The sequence below is a fragment of the Streptomyces spirodelae genome (genome assembly GCF_017676385.1).
Classification (GTDB): domain Bacteria; phylum Actinomycetota; class Actinomycetes; order Streptomycetales; family Streptomycetaceae; genus Streptomyces; species Streptomyces spirodelae.
On sequence record NZ_JAFFZN010000012.1, the window covers coordinates 95,122 to 112,811 of the forward strand.

The window sequence follows — 17,690 nt, forward strand, 5'->3', positions numbered from 1 at the left end:
GACCACACAATTCCGTCTCCCCTCGAGAGAGAGCCCCGTCGTGGACGCGCAGTCCTTCCGTCCCGTCGCCCCCGTGCGCCTTGTCGTCCTGGTGTCCGGTTCCGGCACGAACCTCCAGGCGCTGATCGACGCCGCTGCCGACCCGGCACTCGACACCCCGTACGAAATCGTCGCCGTCGGGGCCGACCGGAGCGGTATCGAGGGGCTGGCGCGGGCCGAGCGGGCCGGGATTCCGACGTACGTGTGCCGGGCCAAGGACCACGGCAGCCGCGAGGAGTGGGACGCGGCGCTCGCCGAGGCGACGGCCGCGCACGCGCCGGACCTGGTGGTCTCCGCGGGCTTCATGAAGGTGGTCGGCAGCAGCTTCCTGGCGCGGTTCGGCGGGCGGTTCCTCAACACCCACCCCGCGCTGCTCCCCAGTTTTCCCGGTGCTCACGGCGTACGCGACGCGCTCGCGTACGGCGCGAAGGTGACCGGGTGCACCGTCCACTTCGTCGACGACGGCGTCGACACCGGACCCGTCATCGCGCAGCGCGCCGTCGAGGTCAGGGACGAGGACTACAACGACGAGGGTGTCGCCCTGCACGAGCGGATCAAGGAAGTCGAGCGACGGCTGCTCGTCGAGGTCGTGGTGCGCATCGCACGCCACGGCTACACGCTCGAGGGGCCGAACATGAGAAGGGTACGACTGGGTCATGAGTGAGAGTGCTGCGCTGGGCGCCAAGCGGCCGATCCGCCGCGCGCTGGTCAGTGTGTTCGACAAGACGGGGCTCGAGGAGTTGGCGCGGGGGCTGCACGCCGCCGGTGTGCAGCTCGTCTCGACCGGTTCGACGGCGAAGCGCATTGCGGACGCCGGGGTTCCGGTCACCCCCGTCGAGGAGCTGACCGGCTTCCCCGAGTGCCTGGACGGGCGGGTCAAGACGCTCCACCCGCGCGTGCACGCGGGCATCCTCGCCGACCAGCGGCTCGAGGCACACCGCGAGCAGCTGGGCGAGCTGGGTGTCGAGCCGTTCGAGCTGGTCGTCGTCAACCTGTACCCGTTCGCGGAGACCGTCGCCTCCGGCGCCTCCGACGACGAGTGCGTGGAGCAGATCGACATCGGCGGCCCCTCCATGGTGCGCGCCGCTGCCAAGAACCACCCGTCGGTGGCGGTCGTGGTCAACCCCGACCGTTACGGCGAGGTGCTCAAGGCCGTCGAGAACGGCGGTTTCGACCTGGCGGCCCGTAAGCGGCTGGCGGGCGAGGCATTCCAGCACACTGCCGCCTACGACGTGGCGGTGGCCGGCTGGTTCGCCACGTACGCCGAGGGCGATGCCGAGAGCGGCGCCGAGGCGAACTCGCCGGAGACGGGCGAATCCGCGGCCTCGTCGCAGTTCCCCTCCTTCCTCGGCACCACCTACGAGCGCAAGAACGTGCTGCGGTACGGCGAGAACCCGCACCAGCCCGCCGCGCTCTACACCGCGGGCGGCGGCGGTCTGGCCGAGGCGGAGCAACTGCACGGCAAGGAGATGTCGTACAACAACTACGTCGACACCGACGCCGCGCGCCGTGCCGCCTACGACCACACCGAGCCGTGCGTCGCCGTCATCAAGCACACCAACCCCTGCGGAATCGCGGTCGGCGCCGACGTGGCCGAGGCCCACCGCAAGGCGCACGCCTGCGACCCGCTGTCCGCGTACGGCGGTGTGATCGCCGTCAACCGACCGGTGTCGCTGGCGATGGCCGAGCAGGTCGCGGAGATCTTCACCGAGGTCATCGTCGCTCCCGACTACGAGGACGGCGCGGTCGAGGCACTCTCCCGGAAGAAGAACATCCGCGTGCTGCGCTGCCCCGAGGCGCCCACCGCACCTGCGGAGTTCCGCCCCATCGACGGCGGCGGTCTCGCGCAGGCCAAGGACGCCTTCCAGGCGGCGGGCGACGATCCGGCGAACTGGTCCCTGGCGGCCGGCGAGGCGCTGTCCGACGAGGAACTGGCCGAACTGGCCTTCGCCTGGCGGGCCTGCCGCGCCGTGAAGTCCAACGCGATCCTGCTCGGCAAGGACCGCGCCACCGTCGGCGTCGGCATGGGGCAGGTCAACCGCGTCGACTCGGCCCGGCTCGCCGTCCAGCGGGCCGGTGCGGAGCGGGCACGCGGCTCGTACGCGGCCTCCGACGCGTTCTTCCCCTTCCCCGACGGCCTGGAGGTGCTGGCCGAAGCGGGCGTGCGCGCGGTGGTGCAGCCGGGCGGCTCGGTCCGCGACGAGCAGACCGTCGAGGCCGCCACCAAGGCGGGCGTGACGATGTATCTGACGGGGACGCGGCACTTCTTCCACTGAGCGCTGCGCGACGTCGCTACGGCACACAAGGACGGGCCCCGCACGTGAACCGTGCGGGGCCCGTTCCCGTTCTCGGCAGCGCCGACGGTCAGTACTGCGGCCGGTTGAACCACTGGCCGGCGGCGCTCATCGAGCAGAAGACAATGGTCAGCACCGCGGTTGCCAGCCACAGCAGGCACATGAAGATGGTCCCGGCGACGTCGCTGTCCCCGCTGCCTATCGCGCCGAAGATGGCCACCAGTGGAATCAGCGCATTGAGCGAGCCCGCGATGATGGCGGTGACACGGGTGCCGATACGCCCCTTGCCGAACATGGCGGCCGGCACGATGTGCAGCGCCGCCATGCCGCCGAAGATCAGGAGCCCCACCAGCGCTCCGCCGAGCGCCGCGCTTCCCACGGAGTCCGCGACAGGGATGTCGTCGAGCGCGTCGTTCGCAGCCAGGCCGACCGTGAGCACAATGAAGGCGAGCAGCCCCCAAAGCGCTCCCGCGATGAACAGCAGCACGCGCGCGGTGACGACCACCCCCGGCATGCTGACGGTGGGCCGCATGGGGCCGCCCGGCCCTGCCGGATACCCGGGCATGCCGCCGGGGTAGCCGTAGTTCGGCTGACCGGCGCCCTGCTGCGGGTAGCCGTAGGGGGCGCCCGGGGCACCAGGGGCGCCGGGAGCGCCCTGCTGCGGTGCCGCATACGGGTTGTTCGGTTGCTGGCCGGGGGGCGGCGGGTAGCTCACGGGCTGTTTCCTCCGACGGCGTTGAGGAGCGGATGGGGCCGAGTGACTCCGGAGAATCACGGCCTGCCCTCAGCAATGTCGCTTCCCCCGGTCACGGCGCCGCACCGTCGGCCCTCCCTGCACTGCCCGACGCCGTTCACCCATGTTGATGGTCCGACTGTCGGCCTGTCCAGCCACGTTTCCCGGCTGTGGACAACTCACAACGCTAGGTCAGCCCCTCGCGGAACCGTTTCGGACGGCTCTGAGGTGCGTTTTCAGACCAATTGCCCCGCCAGTACGGTCAGATGCCCTTCCTGTACGAGGTCGAACCGGAGTGCGAACCGCACCAGTGCCTCGCGGACGGTGTCCGGATCGTCCGGGGCGCGCAGCCGCAGCTTCAGCCGCAGGTAGTCGATGTTCCAGGCGACGGCGGCGGGGGAGACGTCGGGCCATACGGGGCGCAGCCGCTCGGTGAGCTCCGCGATGTCGGGCACCTGGGCGGGTGTCGCCTCCCCGGAGCGCAGACTCGCCTCGCACAGTGCCGCCAGAACGAGGAAGTAGTGACAGGTGTGGTCGAGGGGGTAAGGGCGGGGGAACGGGTCGAAGGTCCAGTCCTCCGCGCCGTGCGCCCCCGGGGTGGCCGCACTGTCGCCGCCGACGCCCCCAACTGTGCCTGCACCGATGCCTGCACCGGCGCCCGCGCTCTCGGCGAGCGCCCCGCCGAATGGTGAGCCGCCCGGTGCGAGGTAGTCGTGGCGCGGCGCCAGTACGTCGAAACCGCAGCCGGGTCTGGACTCGCCGGCGCACAGGTGTACGCGCGCGAACTCGAAGGGGACCGGCGCGTCGGCACGGCCGGGCGCGACCCTGATGTGCTCCCCCGCGCCCTCGGGATTCTCGACGATGTAGGTCTGGTCGCTGCTGAAGTTGGTCAGTATCCAGAAGGCACCGGTCGCCGTGATCTCCCCGGCCGCACACGCGACGGCGGGGTGGGAGATGGTCAGGCCGTTGCCTGCCGGTGCCGTGCGGCCGAAGCGCAGCGTATGGCCCGGCTCCAGCCGGTACTGCTCCTCGGGTCCCCGGCACCCGTCCGGGACGATGATCACGCTGAACACGCCCGGCACGCTACTGACTCTCCGTGCCTGTGCACAACGGAGCGTAGGGGGAGCAGAGAGGCACATGAACCGACCTTTGCCGTCCCGTTGCCAACGCGACGCCACGCGGGTGACACGGGCTCGCACAGCAGGCTGAGCGGCTCGCACAGCAGCACCGGTCGCACCGGCCCGCGCCGGTGCGACCACAACAGCGCCCGGCGCAGCCCGGCGCCGCCCCGCGCGGCACCGAACGGCGTGCGGCAGGGACGCTGCGCGACACCCGCCACGCGCTGAACGGTGCCCGAGCCTTGCTCGGTGCCTCTCGGTGCCTCTCGGTGCCTCTTGGCGCCTCCTGGTGCCGCTCGGTGCCCTCGGCGGAGCCCGGGAAGAACCTGCCACCGGCACCTGAGTGGAGAGCAGGGGCCCCGATCCGCGAGGATGGGCGTATGACCGCCCAGATTCTCGATGGCAAGGCCACCGCCGCCGCGATCAAGTCCGATCTCACCACGCGTGTCGAGGCGCTCAAGGCGAAGGGCATCACGCCCGGCCTGGGCACGCTGCTCGTCGGCGAGGACGTCGGCTCCCAGAAGTACGTCGCCGGCAAGCACCGCGACAGTCGGCAGATCGGCATCAACTCCATCCAGCGTGAGCTGCCCGCGACGGCGACGCAGGAGGAGATCGAGGCGGTCGTCCGCGAGCTGAACGAGGACCCGTCCTGCACCGGCTACATCGTCCAGCTCCCGCTCCCCAAGGGCATCGACGTCAACCGGGTGCTGGAGCTGATGGACCCGGCCAAGGACGCCGACGGCCTCCACCCGACCAACCTGGGCCGCCTGGTCCTCAACAAGCCCGCACCGCTGCCGTGCACCCCGCAGGGCATGCTCGTACTGCTGCGCCGGTACGGCGTCGAGTTGAACGGTGCCCACGTGGTGGTCGTCGGACGGGGTGTGACGGCGGGCCGTCCGCTGCCGCTGCTGCTGACCCGGCGCAGTGAGAACGCGACAGTGACGCAGTGCCACACCGGTACCCGCGACCTGCCTGGGATGCTGCGGCAGGCGGACATCGTCGTCGCCGCTGCCGGTGTGCCCCACCTGATCAAGCCGGAGGACGTCCGTCCGGGCGCCGCCGTGCTCGACGTGGGCGTCAGCCGGGACGAGAGCGGCAAGATCGTGGGCGATGTGCACCCGGGTGTCGCCGAGGTGGCCGGCTGGCTCAGCCCCAACCCGGGTGGCGTCGGACCGATGACGAGGGCCCAGCTGCTGGTCAACGTGGTGGAGGCGGCCGAGGCCCAGGCGGCCGAGACGGCCCGCTGAGCGCGGTCAGAGGGAGTGCCGTGAGGGACGAGGGCGACCGCGCCGGGACCGGCCCGGACCGCGACGACGGCAACCGTGATGACGGCGACCGTGACCGTACGGGTGACCCGGGCTGCGAGGCGGGCGGTCCGGAAGAAGGCGCTACGGCCGCTGCCGCAGACGGTGACGTGAAGGGAGACTCCGCGATGGCCACGCAGGAGGCCGTACCACCGCGCAAGGCGTCGCGGCGCTTTCCGGTGCTGACCAGGGACACAGCACGACCCGAGGGCGGGGGCCGCGCGATAGGAGGCGACCGCCCGGCCCCCTACCGGCAGTGGCCGCTCCTGGTGGTGTCCGCCGGAGTGCTGGCCGGACTGCTGGTGACGGTCGCCCAGTTCCGCGCGGGCACCCTCATCGTCGGTCTGTCGCTGCTGAGCGGTGCGGTGCTGCGCTGGGGCAAGCCCTCGGTCGGCATGCTGGCGGTGCGCTCGCGCTTCACCGACATGATCACCTATGGCGTACTGGGCCTCGCCATCGTGCTGTTGGCCATGATGGCGCAGCCGAGCCCGTGGCTCACGATCCCGTTCTTGGACACCGTCGTGCACTTCACAGTGCGCTGACCGAGCGTTCGGGCGGGGCGCGTAACCGTTGGTGTCCGGACGGGCTGGCAGACTAGGGAGCGTTTGCGCGGACGAGCTCCCAAAGGCCGTGGCGCGACACGGGGGAAGGGAACAGTGAGAGCGCACTCGCGGACAAGGGGGAGGCTATGCCTCGTTGGAGGTCGCTACCGGATGATCTGGACCCGCAGATCCGGGAGTTCGCGAGCCAGCTACGTCGGCTTGTCGACCGCAGCGGGCTGAGCGTCGCCACCATCGCGGACCGGACCGGGTACAGCAAATCCTCCTGGGAGCGTTATCTGAACGGCCGTCTGTTGCCCCCGCGTGGCGCCACTCAGGCGCTCGCCGAGGTGACCGGGACGGACGTGCGGCATCTGGGCACCATGTGGGAGCTGGCCGAACGGGCGTGGAGCCGCAGCGAGATGCGGCACGACACCACCCTGGAGGCGATCCAGATCGCCCAGGCGCGCGCCGCGCTGAACGAGGAACCCGAGGAGACCCGCGAAAAGGGACGCAGGCGGCGCAAGGGCAAGAGCACACCCGAAGGCGGCGAACCCCAGGGCGGCGCCCCCGGAGCGGCAGCGTCCCGCAGCGGTGCGCCCGTCGCCGAGGGTGGCAGCCCCACCGTGCCGCACCAGGGCACCCCGGAGGGTCGGACCGTTCCCTCCCAGCGGGCCGACCCGGAACAGGGCGTCCCGGAGGACGGCGATGTGGGCACCGCCATCCTGCGCAAGGACGCCATTCGCGCGGCGGGCGACGCCGCGACCGCGCGCGAGCGGCGCCACCGGTCCGACGCGACCGAATGGGGCACCACGGCACCGGGCCTCGGCAAATCGGGGTCGACCGACCGGCCCGCCGCCACCGGCCACCCCGCCGCCACCGGCCACCCCGCCGCCACCGGCCACCCCGGCACCACCGGCCACTCCGCCCTCGCCGGTTCTTCCCTCGACGGGAGTCGGCCGGGCGTCGGCGCGGGCGGCCCGGACAGCGACCGTACGGGCAGCGGCAAGGGCAAGGGCGGGGGTGGCCGCCGGAAGATGACGGTCCTGCTGGCATCCCTCGTGGCCGTTCTCGTCGTCGCGGCGGGCGCCGTGCTGTTCTTCGACCTCGACGGCGGCAAGGAGGAATCCGCCGAACCGAAACCCAGCCCGACCCGGAAGAGCTCGCCCCTCCCCGCCGGAGTGAAGTGCTCGGGCAAGAGCTGCTCGGGCAAGGACCCGGAAGCCATGGGGTGCGGCGGCAAGCACGTCGGCACCAGCAGCTCCGCCTGGGTGGGCACCAGCTTCGTCGAAGTGCGGTACAGCAAGGTGTGTAAGGCGTCCTGGGGACGGATCACCCGGGCGAGGACCGGTGACGCGCTGCGTATCACCGGACCGGGCGGGCAGACGGAGAGCGACAAGGTGACGACGACGAACGACGCCTACACAAAAATGGTCTCCGTATCGGCCCCGGACGAGGCGCGCGCCTGTGCCACGCTGGCGGCGGGCGGCAAGGGCTGCACCGTCCCCGGCAAGAAGGCGCGGTGAGCGGGCCCGGGGTGACGTGAGCGGACCCGGGGATGAGGCGGGCGCGGTGTCGGATAGCCTGGCCGGTGGGTCTCTTGACGTAGAGAGACTTCCGGCCACCCGCCAGCCACGTCGTCAAGTACTACGGAGAACGCATGACCCGCACTCCCGTGAACGTCACCGTCACCGGCGCCGCAGGCCAGATCGGCTACGCGCTGCTGTTCCGTATCGCCTCCGGCCAGCTGCTGGGCGCCGACGTGCCGGTCAGGCTGCGTCTGCTGGAGATCACCCCGGCTCTGAAGGCGGCCGAGGGCACTGCCATGGAGCTGGACGACTGTGCCTTCCCGCTGCTCCAGGGCATCGAGATCACCGACGACCCGAACGTCGCCTTCGACGGTGCCAACGTGGCGCTGCTCGTCGGCGCCCGGCCCCGTACCAAGGGCATGGAGCGCGGCGACCTGCTGGAGGCCAACGGTGGCATCTTCAAGCCGCAGGGCAAGGCGATCAACGACCACGCCGCTGACGACATCAAGGTCCTGGTCGTGGGCAACCCGGCCAACACCAACGCGCTGATCGCCCAGTCGGCGGCGCCGGACGTTCCGGCCGAGCGGTTCACCGCCATGACCCGCCTCGACCACAACCGCGCGCTCACCCAGCTCGCGAAGAAGACCGGCACCTCCGTCGCCGACATCAAGAAGCTGACGATCTGGGGCAACCACTCCGCCACGCAGTACCCGGACATCTTCCACGCCGAGGTCGGCGGCAAGAACGCCGCCCAGGTCGTCAACGACGAGAAGTGGCTGGCCGACGAGTTCATTCCGACCGTCGCCAAGCGCGGTGCCGCCATCATCGAGGCGCGAGGCGCCTCCTCCGCCGCGTCCGCCGCGAACGCCGCCATCGACCACGTGCACACCTGGGTCAACGGCACCCCCGAGGGCGACTGGACCTCCATGGGCATCCCCTCGGACGGCTCCTACGGCGTACCGGAGGGCATCATCTCGTCCTTCCCGGTGACCACGAAGGACGGCAAGTACGAGATCGTCCAGGGCCTGGAGATCAACGAGTTCTCCCGCACCCGTATCGACGCCTCCGTCAAGGAGCTCACCGACGAGCGTGACGCGGTCCGCGGTCTCGGCCTCGTCTGAGAAACCGACCGCCGGCTCCAGGTCGGCCGTCTCCCGGCCCTGTGAGCCCCTGCGCCCCGTGCGTCCCGAGGGCCCGTACGGATCAGATGATCCGTACGGGCCCTCGGACGTTTCCGGGCAGGTGCGGCCGATCCCGGGCGGCGCGTGCGGTCAGTCCTCGTCACCGCCGTCCTCGTCACCGCCGTCCTCGTCGGCCATCGCGTCCTCGTAGGCGCGCAAGGTGGCGACGATCAGCGCACGCTCGGCGGGCGAGAGCTCGGTCAGCACCTGGCGCCAGGCGCCGGCGCCGCGGGCGAGCCACCGCGAGATGGTGGGGCGGTGGGCCTCGGTGATGCTCACGATGCGACGTCGCCGGTCGTTCTCGTCCTCGTGCCGCTCCAGCACGCCCTTCCGGCTCAGCTCACCCACCAGCAGGCTGACCGTGGTGGGGGCGACCTCCAACCGGGCGGCCAGGTCGTTGACGGTCATCGGGCCGTCGAAGAGAAGGAACGAGAGCAGGGAGAGATGCCGCGGAGCCAGCGCGAGGGCCTGCAGCTCCTCGGGCACCGGGATGCGCTTGACCCGGCCGACGATGCGCGGCATGAGCAGCAGGAGCGCGCGTACGGCGTCGTCCTCGGCGAGCTCACCCTGCCGGGTCGGCTGTGCCTTCGGGTCCGGGACCGGGTGGCCCGGCTGCTCCTGCTGCTCCTGTTGCTCCGGGGGGATCAGCTGCTTCTCCAGTCCCAGTAGCTCCTCCACTCCCTGCTGCTCCCCGTCTCCCTGCTGTCCCTTCTCCTTCCCCCGTCTCTCGCTGTGACCGTCCATTGACATGGCGGCGGGCCTCCCATTAGCTTTGGAACCAAAGATGCTTTGCGTTCAAAGGTGAATCGACCGCAATGTTAGCGATCCGGCTGTTCACCTTGCCGATCGGGAGGTGGCCATGCCGCACTTCGAGGTGCAGATTCATGAGGAAGCCCTGGGTGGGGAGGATTCCGCTGTCAGTGGGCAATTGATCAAAGAACTGACGGAAGCCGCACTGACGGTGTATCCCGAGTCGTTCCGGAAGCTGGTCGGGGTCGAGATCTTCGGTGTACCCAGCGGGAGGTGGGGCGTGGGCGGCGAGATCACGGATGAGCTCGCGCCGATCGTGACCTTGCGCTCACGGGAGGGGCTCTTTCACCACCCCGACCTCGTCGGAGCGCCCGCCCGGCTGATATCCGCGATCACCGACGCCGTCGCCGCTGTCCTCGGAGAGGGTGTGCGGGAGCGGGTGACGGTCCGGCTGGTGGGGGTTCCGGCGGGCCGCTCGGGCGTCGGCGGCGAGCCGGCCTGATCAGTCGGCGCCGGCCGTTCCCGGGGCGCGATCCTGCCGCGCTGCCCCTGGTCGGAGCCCGATGGAGAGGGCCGCGGTCACCGTCAGGGACAGCGCGGCGATCAAGGTCATGGCGGTGGCCGGGGAGGTGAGTTCCGCGACGACGCCCGCAAGTGCGGCACCCACCCCTTGCAGGGCCAGCATCCCCGACGCATGCAGGCCCAGCGCATGGCCGCTGAGCTCCTCCGGAGTCAGTTCCATCAACCGCTCCTGGAGCAGCAGGCTTGCGCCGAAGCCGACGGACGCCAGCATCACCAGCCCCGCCGCCAAGGGCAGTGAGGGGCGCAGTACGAAGAGGAGATAGGGGGAGGCCAGCAGAACAAGCATCGGTACGGCCAGCCGCTTCCGCCAACGGGGTGGCACAAAGCGGCCGACGGCGGTGTCTCCGGCCAGCATGCCCGCCGCTCCGCAGGTGAAGAGGAGCCCGGCCTCTCGCGGGGCGAACGGTACGAAGAGGGACTCGCAACCGACCACCAGGCCGTTGGGCACCCACAGCCCCAGATAGACGAACCGTCGGGAAGGGGACGACCACAGCAGAGCGTTGTTCCGCCAGGTCTGCGCCACCGAGGGCCTGCCCGTGGCCCGGGGCGGGCGCTCTCCGAGACCGAGCCGTGCCACGGCCGCACCCGTCAGATACAGCACGGCACCGATCAGCAAGGTGCCTCGCGCGGAGAGAACAGCGACAAGGACACCACCGAGCGCATAGCCGCAGATCTGCATGACGCCGTTGGACATATTGAGCACCGAACGACCGAGGAGGTATCCGTCCTTGCGAAGGACCTCATTGAGAAGCCCGTAGCGCACCCCGCCCGCCAGCGAGGCGAAAACACCGAGGACGAGCAGCACGGAGAACGACGCAGCGACGGGCAGACCCGGCACGGCCTGCACGGCCGTACCGAGAGCGAACGTCAGAAGCAGCACGCTCATCGCAGCGCGCGGCCGCAGCCGGTCGGCAGCCGACAACAGTGTCGCGGCCCCGAGGAGTTGAGCCAGCGACGGCCCGAACATGGCAAGGGAGGACAGCAGCGGGGACCCGGTAGAGGTGTAGATGAGCGTGCCCAGCGCCAGACCGCTCACCGTCTGCCCTGCCACCTGGAAGGTGCTGGTGAGAAAGAGAGGAGTGAACTCGGGCGCCCGGAAGAGCTCTCGATAGGTGTGCATGGCGGGGAGTCTCGGCCGGAACGAGCCAGCCGGTTACTGTTTCGCCCCAGCACGAAAGGTCGCTGCGGCGCGACGCCGAACGCTGCGTGGGCCTGCTTGGACAGCGGGGTGAGGAGGAGCGCGCAGCGTGGGGTGGTGGCAGGTCAGCGCAGATACCTTGGCGGGCAGCCGATTCGTGGTCTCGCCGCTCGCGGAGACGATCGCCGGTCTCAAGGTGCTGGAACGGGGGAGCGCTGCCCACCCCGGGGAACGCGCCTGGCTCGACGCCCATCGGCCCGCCTACCGCGCCCGCCAGGAGACCAACCCGGTCACCGCGCAGCTGATACGGGCGGCTCTCGGGCCCACCTGGAACGCCGACTTCCTCACGCCCCCGCCGGACCCCGACGCATCCGACTCCGCCGTGCCCTCCTTCGAAGAGGAGGTTGCCCGGGTGCGGTCTGCGCCGCCGGAAGCGGCCCGCGCCGACCTGCTGGTGTCGCTGGGCAGCAAGGGCCCGCTGCCCGCCGCGCTGCGCCGGGACGACCTGCCGCGGCGTATGGCGGACGCCCTGGAGTGGGTGTGGCAGGAGACGGTGCTGCCGTACTGGCCGCGGCGGCGACGGGTCATCGAGGCCGATGTGGTGGCCCGTACGGCGCAGCTGAGCCAGGGTGGCTGGGCGGCCGCCCTCGACGACATGCGGCCGGGTATGCGCTGGCTCGGCGAGAGCAGGCTCCAGATCAACACCCGCACCTACCCGCCTCGCGAACTGGCAGGGGCACGACTGATGTTCGTTCCGGTGACGCCGCATACGGGGTGGGTGTCCTGGGAGTCCGCCGTCGACCGGCCGTCCCGCTATGCCGTGGTGTACCCGTGCGCGGGAACGCTCGCTGGGGCGCTCGGGGAGGCGGAAGGGGTGTCGGTGTCCGAGGCGTTGGGGGCCCTGCTCGGGCGTGCGCGGGCCACCGTGCTGGTGCTCCTCGACTCCCCGAAGAGCACCAGCCAACTTGTCGCGCTGACCGGCCAGGGGCTGGGTTCGGTGGGCCGCCACCTCCGGGTCCTGCGGGAGGCGCGGCTGATACAGCGCCGCCGTGCGGGCCGTTCCGTCCTCTACTACCGCACCCCGGCCGGCGACTGCCTGCTCCGTGCTCAGCGATGACCGGCGGTGGAGCGGGGGTCGGGCCGCAGCCAGGCCACCGTCACCGTGCCGAGCACCGCGAGCACCACTGCCGCGACGCGGAACCCGGCGGCCATGCCCTCGGTGAAGCCGCCGGTGTGGGATGCCATCACGGTGCCCATCGCGGCGACGCCGAGTGCGCTGCCGAATTCCCGTGCTGCACCGTTGAGTCCGGAGCCGAGGCCCGCGCGGTCGGCGGGCAGGGCGCTGAGGACGGACAGGGAGAGCGGCGGCATCGACAGGCCCATGCCGACGGCCATCACCAGCAGGACGGCGGCGTAGGGGAGATAGGGGGTGGAGCCGTCGACCAGTGAGAGCAGGCCCAGTCCGACCGTCAGGGAGGCGAGCCCCGTCGCCACCATCGGGCGGGCGCCGAACCGTCGGGAGAGGCGGGGGCTGAGCCGGGAGAAGACCAGCATTCCGACGGCGACGGGTCCGACGGCGAGCCCGGCGACGGCGGGGGAGTAGCCCTTGGCGTACTGCAGATACTGGGCGTTGACGAAGAACAGCGCGAACAGCCCGAAGAAGGTGGCCCCTATCCCCAGTACCCCGGCCCGCAGCGGGCGGGCAAGGAACAGGCGCGGGTCCACCAGCGGACGCGCCGAGCGCAACCCGTGTCCGACGAACGCGCCCAGCAGGAGGGCGGCCAGTGCGAAGGAGACGAGGACCAGCGGTGAGCCCCAGCCGTGTCCCGGGCCCTCGATGAGGGCGGTGAGCAGGGCGAGCGAGCCGAGCACCAGCAGCGCGGTGCCCAGTGGGTCGGCGGGGCCCGCCGGGGCTCCGGCCGTACGGGGGGTCAGGCGCGCGGTGAGTGCGAGGAGGAGCAGCGCGGCCGGGGCCGTGACCCAGAACAGCCCCTGCCAGGGCAGGTACTGCAGGACGAGGCCGCCGCCGAGATTGCCCAGCAGGCCGGCGGCACCGGTCGCGCCCGTCCAGACGGCCACGGCGTGTGCCCGGCGCTCGGGCGGTGCGGTGCGGACCGCGAGGGAGAGGGACGCGGGCATCACCAGCGCGGCGCCCGCGCCGGCCAGGGCCCGGCCGGCGATGAGTACGGCGACGTTCGGTGCGAGCGCCGCCAGCAGGCAGCCGGCGGCGAAGACGGCGAGACCGGCGAGCAGGGCGCCCTTGGGGCCGCGCCGGTCGCCCAGCGCCCCGGCGGGGATGAGGAGTCCGGCGAAGACGAGGACGTAGGAGTCGACGATCCACAGCAGTTGTGCCGAGGTGGGGTGCAGGTCTCCGGAACTGAGCTTGGGCAGCGCCAGGTTCACGGCGGCCACCAGGGCCACGGCGAGCATGACGCACGCCGACATCAGCCCGAGCACGGTCGCGTGCCGTGGGCCGTGGGAGCTGCGCGGCGTCGCTGTCCCGGGCTGGAGCGCTGTGTCGGACGCGGTATCAGGCATGGGTGTATCCCCCGAGCAATGAACGAAAGACAGGTGAACGAAAGACAGGTAAGTGAAAGACAGGTGAACGAAAGTCGGGCGAGCGAAGGGCGGGCGAGCGAAAGACGAGTGAGCCGCAGAGCAGGTGCGGCGGGGCGGGGTGCGGCGGGGGCGCGGCGGTGGGGCGCGTGCGCTGCCCGTCGGGTGGCCGGGCTCTTTCCGGTCGGGTGAGGAGCCCGGCGGGTGCTTGTACGGTAGGCGGGCCAGCTGGGTTAATTCAATTGCAATCTTCGCAAGGGAAAGTTGCTCTGCATGCAATCGACGTCCTCGTTGGACCTGAATCTGCTGATCGCCCTTGACGCGCTGCTCACCGAGGGCAGCGTCACCGACGCCGCGCAGCGCCTGCACCTGTCCACGCCCGCGATGAGCCGGACCCTGGCCCGTATTCGGCGGGCGCTGGACGATCCGGTGCTGGTCCGCGCGGGGAGGCACATGGTGCCCACACCACGGGCGCTGGAGCTCGCGGGGGAGGTACGGGAGATCGTGGAGCGCGCCACTGCCGTCTTCACCCCGGGAGCGGGTACGGGCGCCGCGTTCGACCCGGCGACGCTGGAGCGCACCTTCACGCTGATCGCCGACGACGCGCTGCTGACCGGTATCGGGATGCGGCTGCTGGAACGGGTGCGGGCGCAGGCGCCGGGCGTCTCACTGCGGCTGCTCCCTGAGGGGCCGGGGGAGCCGACCGCGCTGCGGGAGGGCGTCGCCGATCTGGAGCTGGGCGTGGTGAACGCGCCGGCACCGGAGACGCGGGTCGAGCATGTCTTCACCGACACCAACGTCGGCGTCGTCCGCCGGGGGCATCCACTGCTGGAGGGGGAGATCACTCCGGAGCGGTTCGCTGCGGCGGACCATGTGACGGCGTCGCGTCGGGGCAGGATGCACGGCCCGATCGACGAGCTGCTGGCGGAGCGCGGGCTGCGGCGCCGGGTGGTCGCCTCCGTGCCGACGCTGGCCGCCACGCTGCTGGTGGTGGCGCAGACCGATCTGGTGGGCCGTACCGGGCTGCGGCTGGGCGCCGGACTGGTGGAGCGGCTGGACCTGGTCACCTTCCGGATTCCGCTGGGGCTGCCGGCCCTCCCCATCGCCCAGGCGTGGCACCCCCGCTACGAGAAGGACGCCGCGCACTGTTGGCTGCGCCGCTGTGTGCGGGAGGTCACTCAGGGCCTCGACCTCTGTGACCCTCCGCCCGAGGCCCCCACCTGAGGCGCCGCCTGAGGTCCCCATCTGAGGCAGGACCCGAGGCCCCCACCTGAGGCCCCGGCCGAAGGCCCCAGCTTGGCGGCGCCCCCTACACCGATTCCGACGGCGGCTCGCCCTGGCCCGAGTCCCCGCCCTGTCCGCCGCCCAAGTGGCGCCGGAGCTGCTCGACGGTGACCGTGCGGTCCTTGGGCGGGGTGGCGCGGGAGACGGGGCGGTCGAAGTGGCCGAGATCGATCCGGTCGTGGTTGCTGCCCGCCCTGCGCTCCAGGCGCAGCGGGTAGGGCTTGCCCTCGGCCGAGACGTGCATGGTGACGCGGGCCTTCTTCTGGGCGCGGGTGACGAGGACGGAGCGGTGGCCCTGCACGCTGCTCTCGTGCCCTCGCTTCCAGTGCGGTCCCGGGGTGTCGCGTACTCCGGACGCGGCGCGGAAGGCGTCCAGGTCGCAGGCGGTGGTCAGGCCCTTGCCGCCGAGGTCGTCGTCCTTGGCGCTGCCCTTGATGTAGCGGCCCTTGAACTTCTGGGCGGCCTCCGCGCCCTGCCGGGGGCCGAGCTGGGCTTTCCAGAAGGCGGCATCGGGCTTGAGCCAGACGGTGTCACCGTGTTTGATGAGCCGAACGGACCCTCTGCCCGGTACCGAGATTTTTCCGGAACAGTTCGCCTTTTCGTCCAGCGTGAGATGAATCCTCAGGTCGGGCGCCTTCATTCTGAGCCGGAGGGAGTGTGCGGAATTCAGTTCATCGGACGCTTTCTCCGCTATTTCCTCTCCTGACAACTCTGCGATATCAGGACCGTCACGCTGGGTTGCCGTGGGGGTGGCATGAGCCGGGGCCAGGAGTCCGCCGGAGGCCGTCGCCGCAGCGCATACGGCTACGAGCAGTGAGGTGCGGTGCTGCTTTCGCATCGATGGCTCCGATCCGCCGAGAGGGAAGGCGGGTGGCCGTGTGGCGGCACACCGATCTCCCAAATATGGACAAAGACGTACTCACCGTACGTTCCGTCGGGGGGTGGCGCACTTCGGCCAGTGATGAAGCCCACTTGTCATCGGTTTTTGGACATGAGACCGGGGGAACGGGGCAGGGTTCACGACTGCCATCTGCCCAGGGCTGTGGCAAAAGCCCCCAACGGGGGCACGGGGGCCACCCCGGAGAAAGCAGTAAGTAACGGAAGGCAGTACCGAAGGTGTCCGTTCTGGAGAGCATTCACATTGACGGCGAGTGGCGTACGGCCGCAGCCGGCGGTACGCGGGACGTGCTGGACCCCGCGGACGCCACCACGCTCGCCGTTGTCGCCGAGGGCGACGCAGCGGACACCGACGCGGCTGTCGCCGCAGCGCGTCGCGCGTTCGACGAGGGCCCCTGGCGGCAGACCCCCACCGCCGAGCGGGCCGCGCTGCTGCGCCGGGTAGCCGATCTCCTCCAGCGCGACCGCGAGGAGATCGCACTGACCGAGTCCCGGGACACCGGCAAGACCCTCGAAGAGGGCCGGGTGGACGTGGACGACGTCACCAATGCGTTCCGCTACTTCGCCGACCTGGTGATGAACGAGTCCGGCGGCCGGGTCGTGGACGCGGGCAGCGCCGATGTGCACAGCGTGGTCGTGCACGAGCCCGTCGGTGTCTGCGCCATGATCACGCCCTGGAACTACCCCCTTCTCCAGGCCAGCTGGAAGGTCGCCCCGGCGCTCGCCGCCGGCAACACCTTCGTGATCAAGCCGAGCGAGGTCACCCCGCTGTCCACCGTCCACCTGGTGAAGCTGCTGGTGGAGGCCGGTCTCCCGGCGGGCGTCGCCAACCTCGTCACCGGCGCCGGCGCCCCGGTCGGTGCCCGGCTTTCCGAGCACCCCGACGTCGACCTGGTCTCCTTCACCGGCGGGCTGGTCAGCGGCACCAAGGTCGCACAGGCCGCGGCGCCCACCGTCAAGAAGGTCGCCCTGGAGCTCGGCGGCAAGAACCCCAATGTCGTCTTCGCCGACGCCTGCGCCACCGAGGAGGGCTTCGACACCGCCGTCGACCAGGCCCTGAACGCCGCGTTCATCCACAGCGGCCAGGTGTGCTCGGCCGGTGCCCGGCTGATCATCGAGGAGTCCGTCAAGGACCGCTTCGTGGCCGAGCTGGTCTCCCGCGCCCAGCGCATCAAGCTCGGGCGCGGCACCGAGGAAGGCGTCGAGTGCGGTCCGCTCGTCTCCCAGCAGCAGCTGGAGAAGACGGAAGGCTATGTCGCCTCGGCGCTGGAGGAAGGCGCCCGGCTGCGGTGCGGCGGCGAGCGCCCAGAGCCCTCCGAGGTACGGCCCGAGGGCGGCTACTTCTACGCGCCGACCGTGCTGGACGACTGTCACCGCGGGATGCGGGTCATCCGCGAGGAGACCTTTGGCCCAATCTTGACGGTAGAGAGCTTCAGCACCGAGGACGAAGCTGTAACCCTGGCCAACGACACCGAGTACGGCCTCGCGGGCGCCGTCTTCTCCGGCGACACCGCACGCGCGCGCAGGGTTGCCGCGCGGCTGCGCCACGGCACGGTGTGGATCAACGACTTCCACCCGTACCTGCCGCAGGCCGAGTGGGGAGGCTTCGGCAAGTCCGGCGTGGGCCGGGAGCTGGGCCCCCACGGTCTGGCCGAATACCGCGAGACCAAGCACGTGTACGAGAACCTGCGCCCGGCACCGGTCCGCTGGTTCGGCGGCTGAGCCGACGGAGCGAAGGAGACCGGC

General features: G+C 71.1%; 16 protein-coding genes. 10 read left to right on the top strand and 6 right to left on the bottom strand.

Annotated elements, in window-relative coordinates; translation table 11 throughout:
- Positions 1 to 40: 40 nt before the first annotated feature.
- Both purN and purH read left to right on the top strand, forming a co-directional pair.
- The gene (gene purN, locus JW592_RS14995; RefSeq protein ID WP_209265562.1) at positions 41 to 703 is read left to right on the top strand and encodes a phosphoribosylglycinamide formyltransferase; all 663 of its coding nucleotides are present in this window, start codon (positions 41 to 43) and stop codon (positions 701 to 703) included.
- Positions 696 to 2,315, top strand: coding sequence for a bifunctional phosphoribosylaminoimidazolecarboxamide formyltransferase/IMP cyclohydrolase (gene purH, locus JW592_RS15000; RefSeq protein ID WP_209265563.1), 1,620 nt, complete (start codon positions 696 to 698; stop codon positions 2,313 to 2,315). The genes purN and purH overlap by 8 nt, the downstream gene beginning before the upstream one ends.
- Before the next feature lie 88 nt (positions 2,316 to 2,403).
- Here the strand turns inward: purH and JW592_RS15005 are convergent, their stop codons facing one another.
- Together JW592_RS15005 and JW592_RS15010 are read right to left on the bottom strand one after the other, a co-directional pair.
- Positions 2,404 to 3,048: a hypothetical protein gene (locus JW592_RS15005; RefSeq protein ID WP_209265564.1), complete on the bottom strand. Its 645-nt coding sequence runs from the start codon at positions 3,046 to 3,048 to the stop codon at positions 2,404 to 2,406.
- 254 nt (positions 3,049 to 3,302) lie between these two features.
- Complete coding sequence (locus JW592_RS15010) at positions 3,303 to 4,139, bottom strand: hypothetical protein (RefSeq protein WP_307805422.1); 837 nt, start codon at positions 4,137 to 4,139, stop codon at positions 3,303 to 3,305.
- 425 nt (positions 4,140 to 4,564) lie between these two features.
- Between JW592_RS15010 and JW592_RS15015 the strand changes: the two genes are divergently transcribed.
- From JW592_RS15015 to JW592_RS15030, 4 genes are all read left to right on the top strand, one after another.
- Positions 4,565 to 5,431: a bifunctional methylenetetrahydrofolate dehydrogenase/methenyltetrahydrofolate cyclohydrolase gene (locus tag JW592_RS15015; RefSeq protein WP_209265566.1), complete on the top strand. Its 867-nt coding sequence runs from the start codon at positions 4,565 to 4,567 to the stop codon at positions 5,429 to 5,431.
- A 20-nt stretch (positions 5,432 to 5,451) separates the two neighbouring features.
- Positions 5,452 to 6,030 (top strand): DUF3017 domain-containing protein, encoded by a 579-nt coding sequence (locus tag JW592_RS15020; RefSeq protein ID WP_307805423.1) that lies wholly within the window; start codon positions 5,452 to 5,454, stop codon positions 6,028 to 6,030.
- A gap of 146 nt (positions 6,031 to 6,176) precedes the next feature.
- On the top strand, positions 6,177 to 7,553 hold the full coding sequence (locus JW592_RS15025; RefSeq protein WP_209265567.1) for a helix-turn-helix domain-containing protein: 1,377 nt from the start codon (positions 6,177 to 6,179) through the stop codon (positions 7,551 to 7,553).
- Between the two features lie 134 nt (positions 7,554 to 7,687).
- The gene (locus tag JW592_RS15030) at positions 7,688 to 8,677 is read left to right on the top strand and encodes a malate dehydrogenase (protein ID WP_209265568.1); all 990 of its coding nucleotides are present in this window, start codon (positions 7,688 to 7,690) and stop codon (positions 8,675 to 8,677) included.
- A gap of 150 nt (positions 8,678 to 8,827) precedes the next feature.
- On the opposite strand, the gene JW592_RS15035 is transcribed toward JW592_RS15030, so the two are convergent.
- Positions 8,828 to 9,259, bottom strand: a complete 432-nt coding sequence (locus JW592_RS15035; RefSeq protein ID WP_209265650.1) for a MarR family winged helix-turn-helix transcriptional regulator — start codon at positions 9,257 to 9,259, stop codon at positions 8,828 to 8,830.
- Positions 9,260 to 9,596: 337 nt separating this feature from the next.
- On the opposite strand from JW592_RS15035, the gene JW592_RS15040 reads away from it, so the two are divergent.
- The gene (locus JW592_RS15040; protein ID WP_209265569.1) at positions 9,597 to 9,989 is read left to right on the top strand and encodes a tautomerase family protein; all 393 of its coding nucleotides are present in this window, start codon (positions 9,597 to 9,599) and stop codon (positions 9,987 to 9,989) included.
- On the opposite strand, the gene JW592_RS15045 is transcribed toward JW592_RS15040, so the two are convergent.
- Positions 9,990 to 11,189, bottom strand: a complete 1,200-nt coding sequence (locus JW592_RS15045) for an MFS transporter (protein ID WP_209265570.1) — start codon at positions 11,187 to 11,189, stop codon at positions 9,990 to 9,992. It abuts the gene before it with no gap.
- A 127-nt stretch (positions 11,190 to 11,316) separates the two neighbouring features.
- Between JW592_RS15045 and JW592_RS15050 the strand changes: the two genes are divergently transcribed.
- Positions 11,317 to 12,324 (top strand): ArsR/SmtB family transcription factor, encoded by a 1,008-nt coding sequence (locus tag JW592_RS15050; protein ID WP_209265571.1) that lies wholly within the window; start codon positions 11,317 to 11,319, stop codon positions 12,322 to 12,324.
- On the opposite strand, the gene JW592_RS15055 is transcribed toward JW592_RS15050, so the two are convergent.
- Positions 12,315 to 13,745: an MFS transporter gene (locus JW592_RS15055; RefSeq protein ID WP_209265572.1), complete on the bottom strand. Its 1,431-nt coding sequence runs from the start codon at positions 13,743 to 13,745 to the stop codon at positions 12,315 to 12,317. The genes JW592_RS15050 and JW592_RS15055 overlap by 10 nt on opposite strands.
- 291 nt (positions 13,746 to 14,036) lie before the next feature.
- Between JW592_RS15055 and JW592_RS15060 the strand changes: the two genes are divergently transcribed.
- Entirely contained in the window at positions 14,037 to 14,987 is a 951-nt protein-coding gene (locus JW592_RS15060; protein WP_209265573.1) for a LysR family transcriptional regulator, read from the top strand.
- Between the two features lie 85 nt (positions 14,988 to 15,072).
- On the opposite strand, the gene JW592_RS15065 is transcribed toward JW592_RS15060, so the two are convergent.
- On the bottom strand, positions 15,073 to 15,687 hold the full coding sequence (locus JW592_RS15065) for a hypothetical protein (RefSeq protein WP_229376054.1): 615 nt from the start codon (positions 15,685 to 15,687) through the stop codon (positions 15,073 to 15,075).
- 476 nt (positions 15,688 to 16,163) lie between these two features.
- Between JW592_RS15065 and JW592_RS15070 the strand changes: the two genes are divergently transcribed.
- Positions 16,164 to 17,666: an aldehyde dehydrogenase family protein gene (locus tag JW592_RS15070; protein ID WP_209265575.1), complete on the top strand. Its 1,503-nt coding sequence runs from the start codon at positions 16,164 to 16,166 to the stop codon at positions 17,664 to 17,666.
- Positions 17,667 to 17,690: the final 24 nt, after the last annotated feature.

Bases quoted from the DNA above. Each gene is read 5' to 3' on its own strand.
- purH (WP_209265563.1), top strand. From the start codon at position 696: ATGAGTGAGAGTGCTGCGCTGGGCGCCAAGCGGCCGATCCGCCGCGCG.
- JW592_RS15015 (WP_209265566.1), top strand. From the start codon at position 4,565: ATGACCGCCCAGATTCTCGATGGCAAGGCCACCGCCGCCGCGATCAAG.
- JW592_RS15025 (WP_209265567.1), top strand. From the start codon at position 6,177: ATGCCTCGTTGGAGGTCGCTACCGGATGATCTGGACCCGCAGATCCGG.
- JW592_RS15030 (WP_209265568.1), top strand. From the start codon at position 7,688: ATGACCCGCACTCCCGTGAACGTCACCGTCACCGGCGCCGCAGGCCAG.
- JW592_RS15035 (WP_209265650.1), bottom strand. From the start codon at position 9,259: ATGCCGCGCATCGTCGGCCGGGTCAAGCGCATCCCGGTGCCCGAGGAG.
- JW592_RS15040 (WP_209265569.1), top strand. From the start codon at position 9,597: ATGCCGCACTTCGAGGTGCAGATTCATGAGGAAGCCCTGGGTGGGGAG.
- JW592_RS15045 (WP_209265570.1), bottom strand. From the start codon at position 11,189: ATGCACACCTATCGAGAGCTCTTCCGGGCGCCCGAGTTCACTCCTCTC.
- JW592_RS15055 (WP_209265572.1), bottom strand. From the start codon at position 13,745: ATGCCTGATACCGCGTCCGACACAGCGCTCCAGCCCGGGACAGCGACG.
- JW592_RS15060 (WP_209265573.1), top strand. From the start codon at position 14,037: ATGCAATCGACGTCCTCGTTGGACCTGAATCTGCTGATCGCCCTTGAC.
- JW592_RS15065 (WP_229376054.1), bottom strand. From the start codon at position 15,687: ATGAAGGCGCCCGACCTGAGGATTCATCTCACGCTGGACGAAAAGGCG.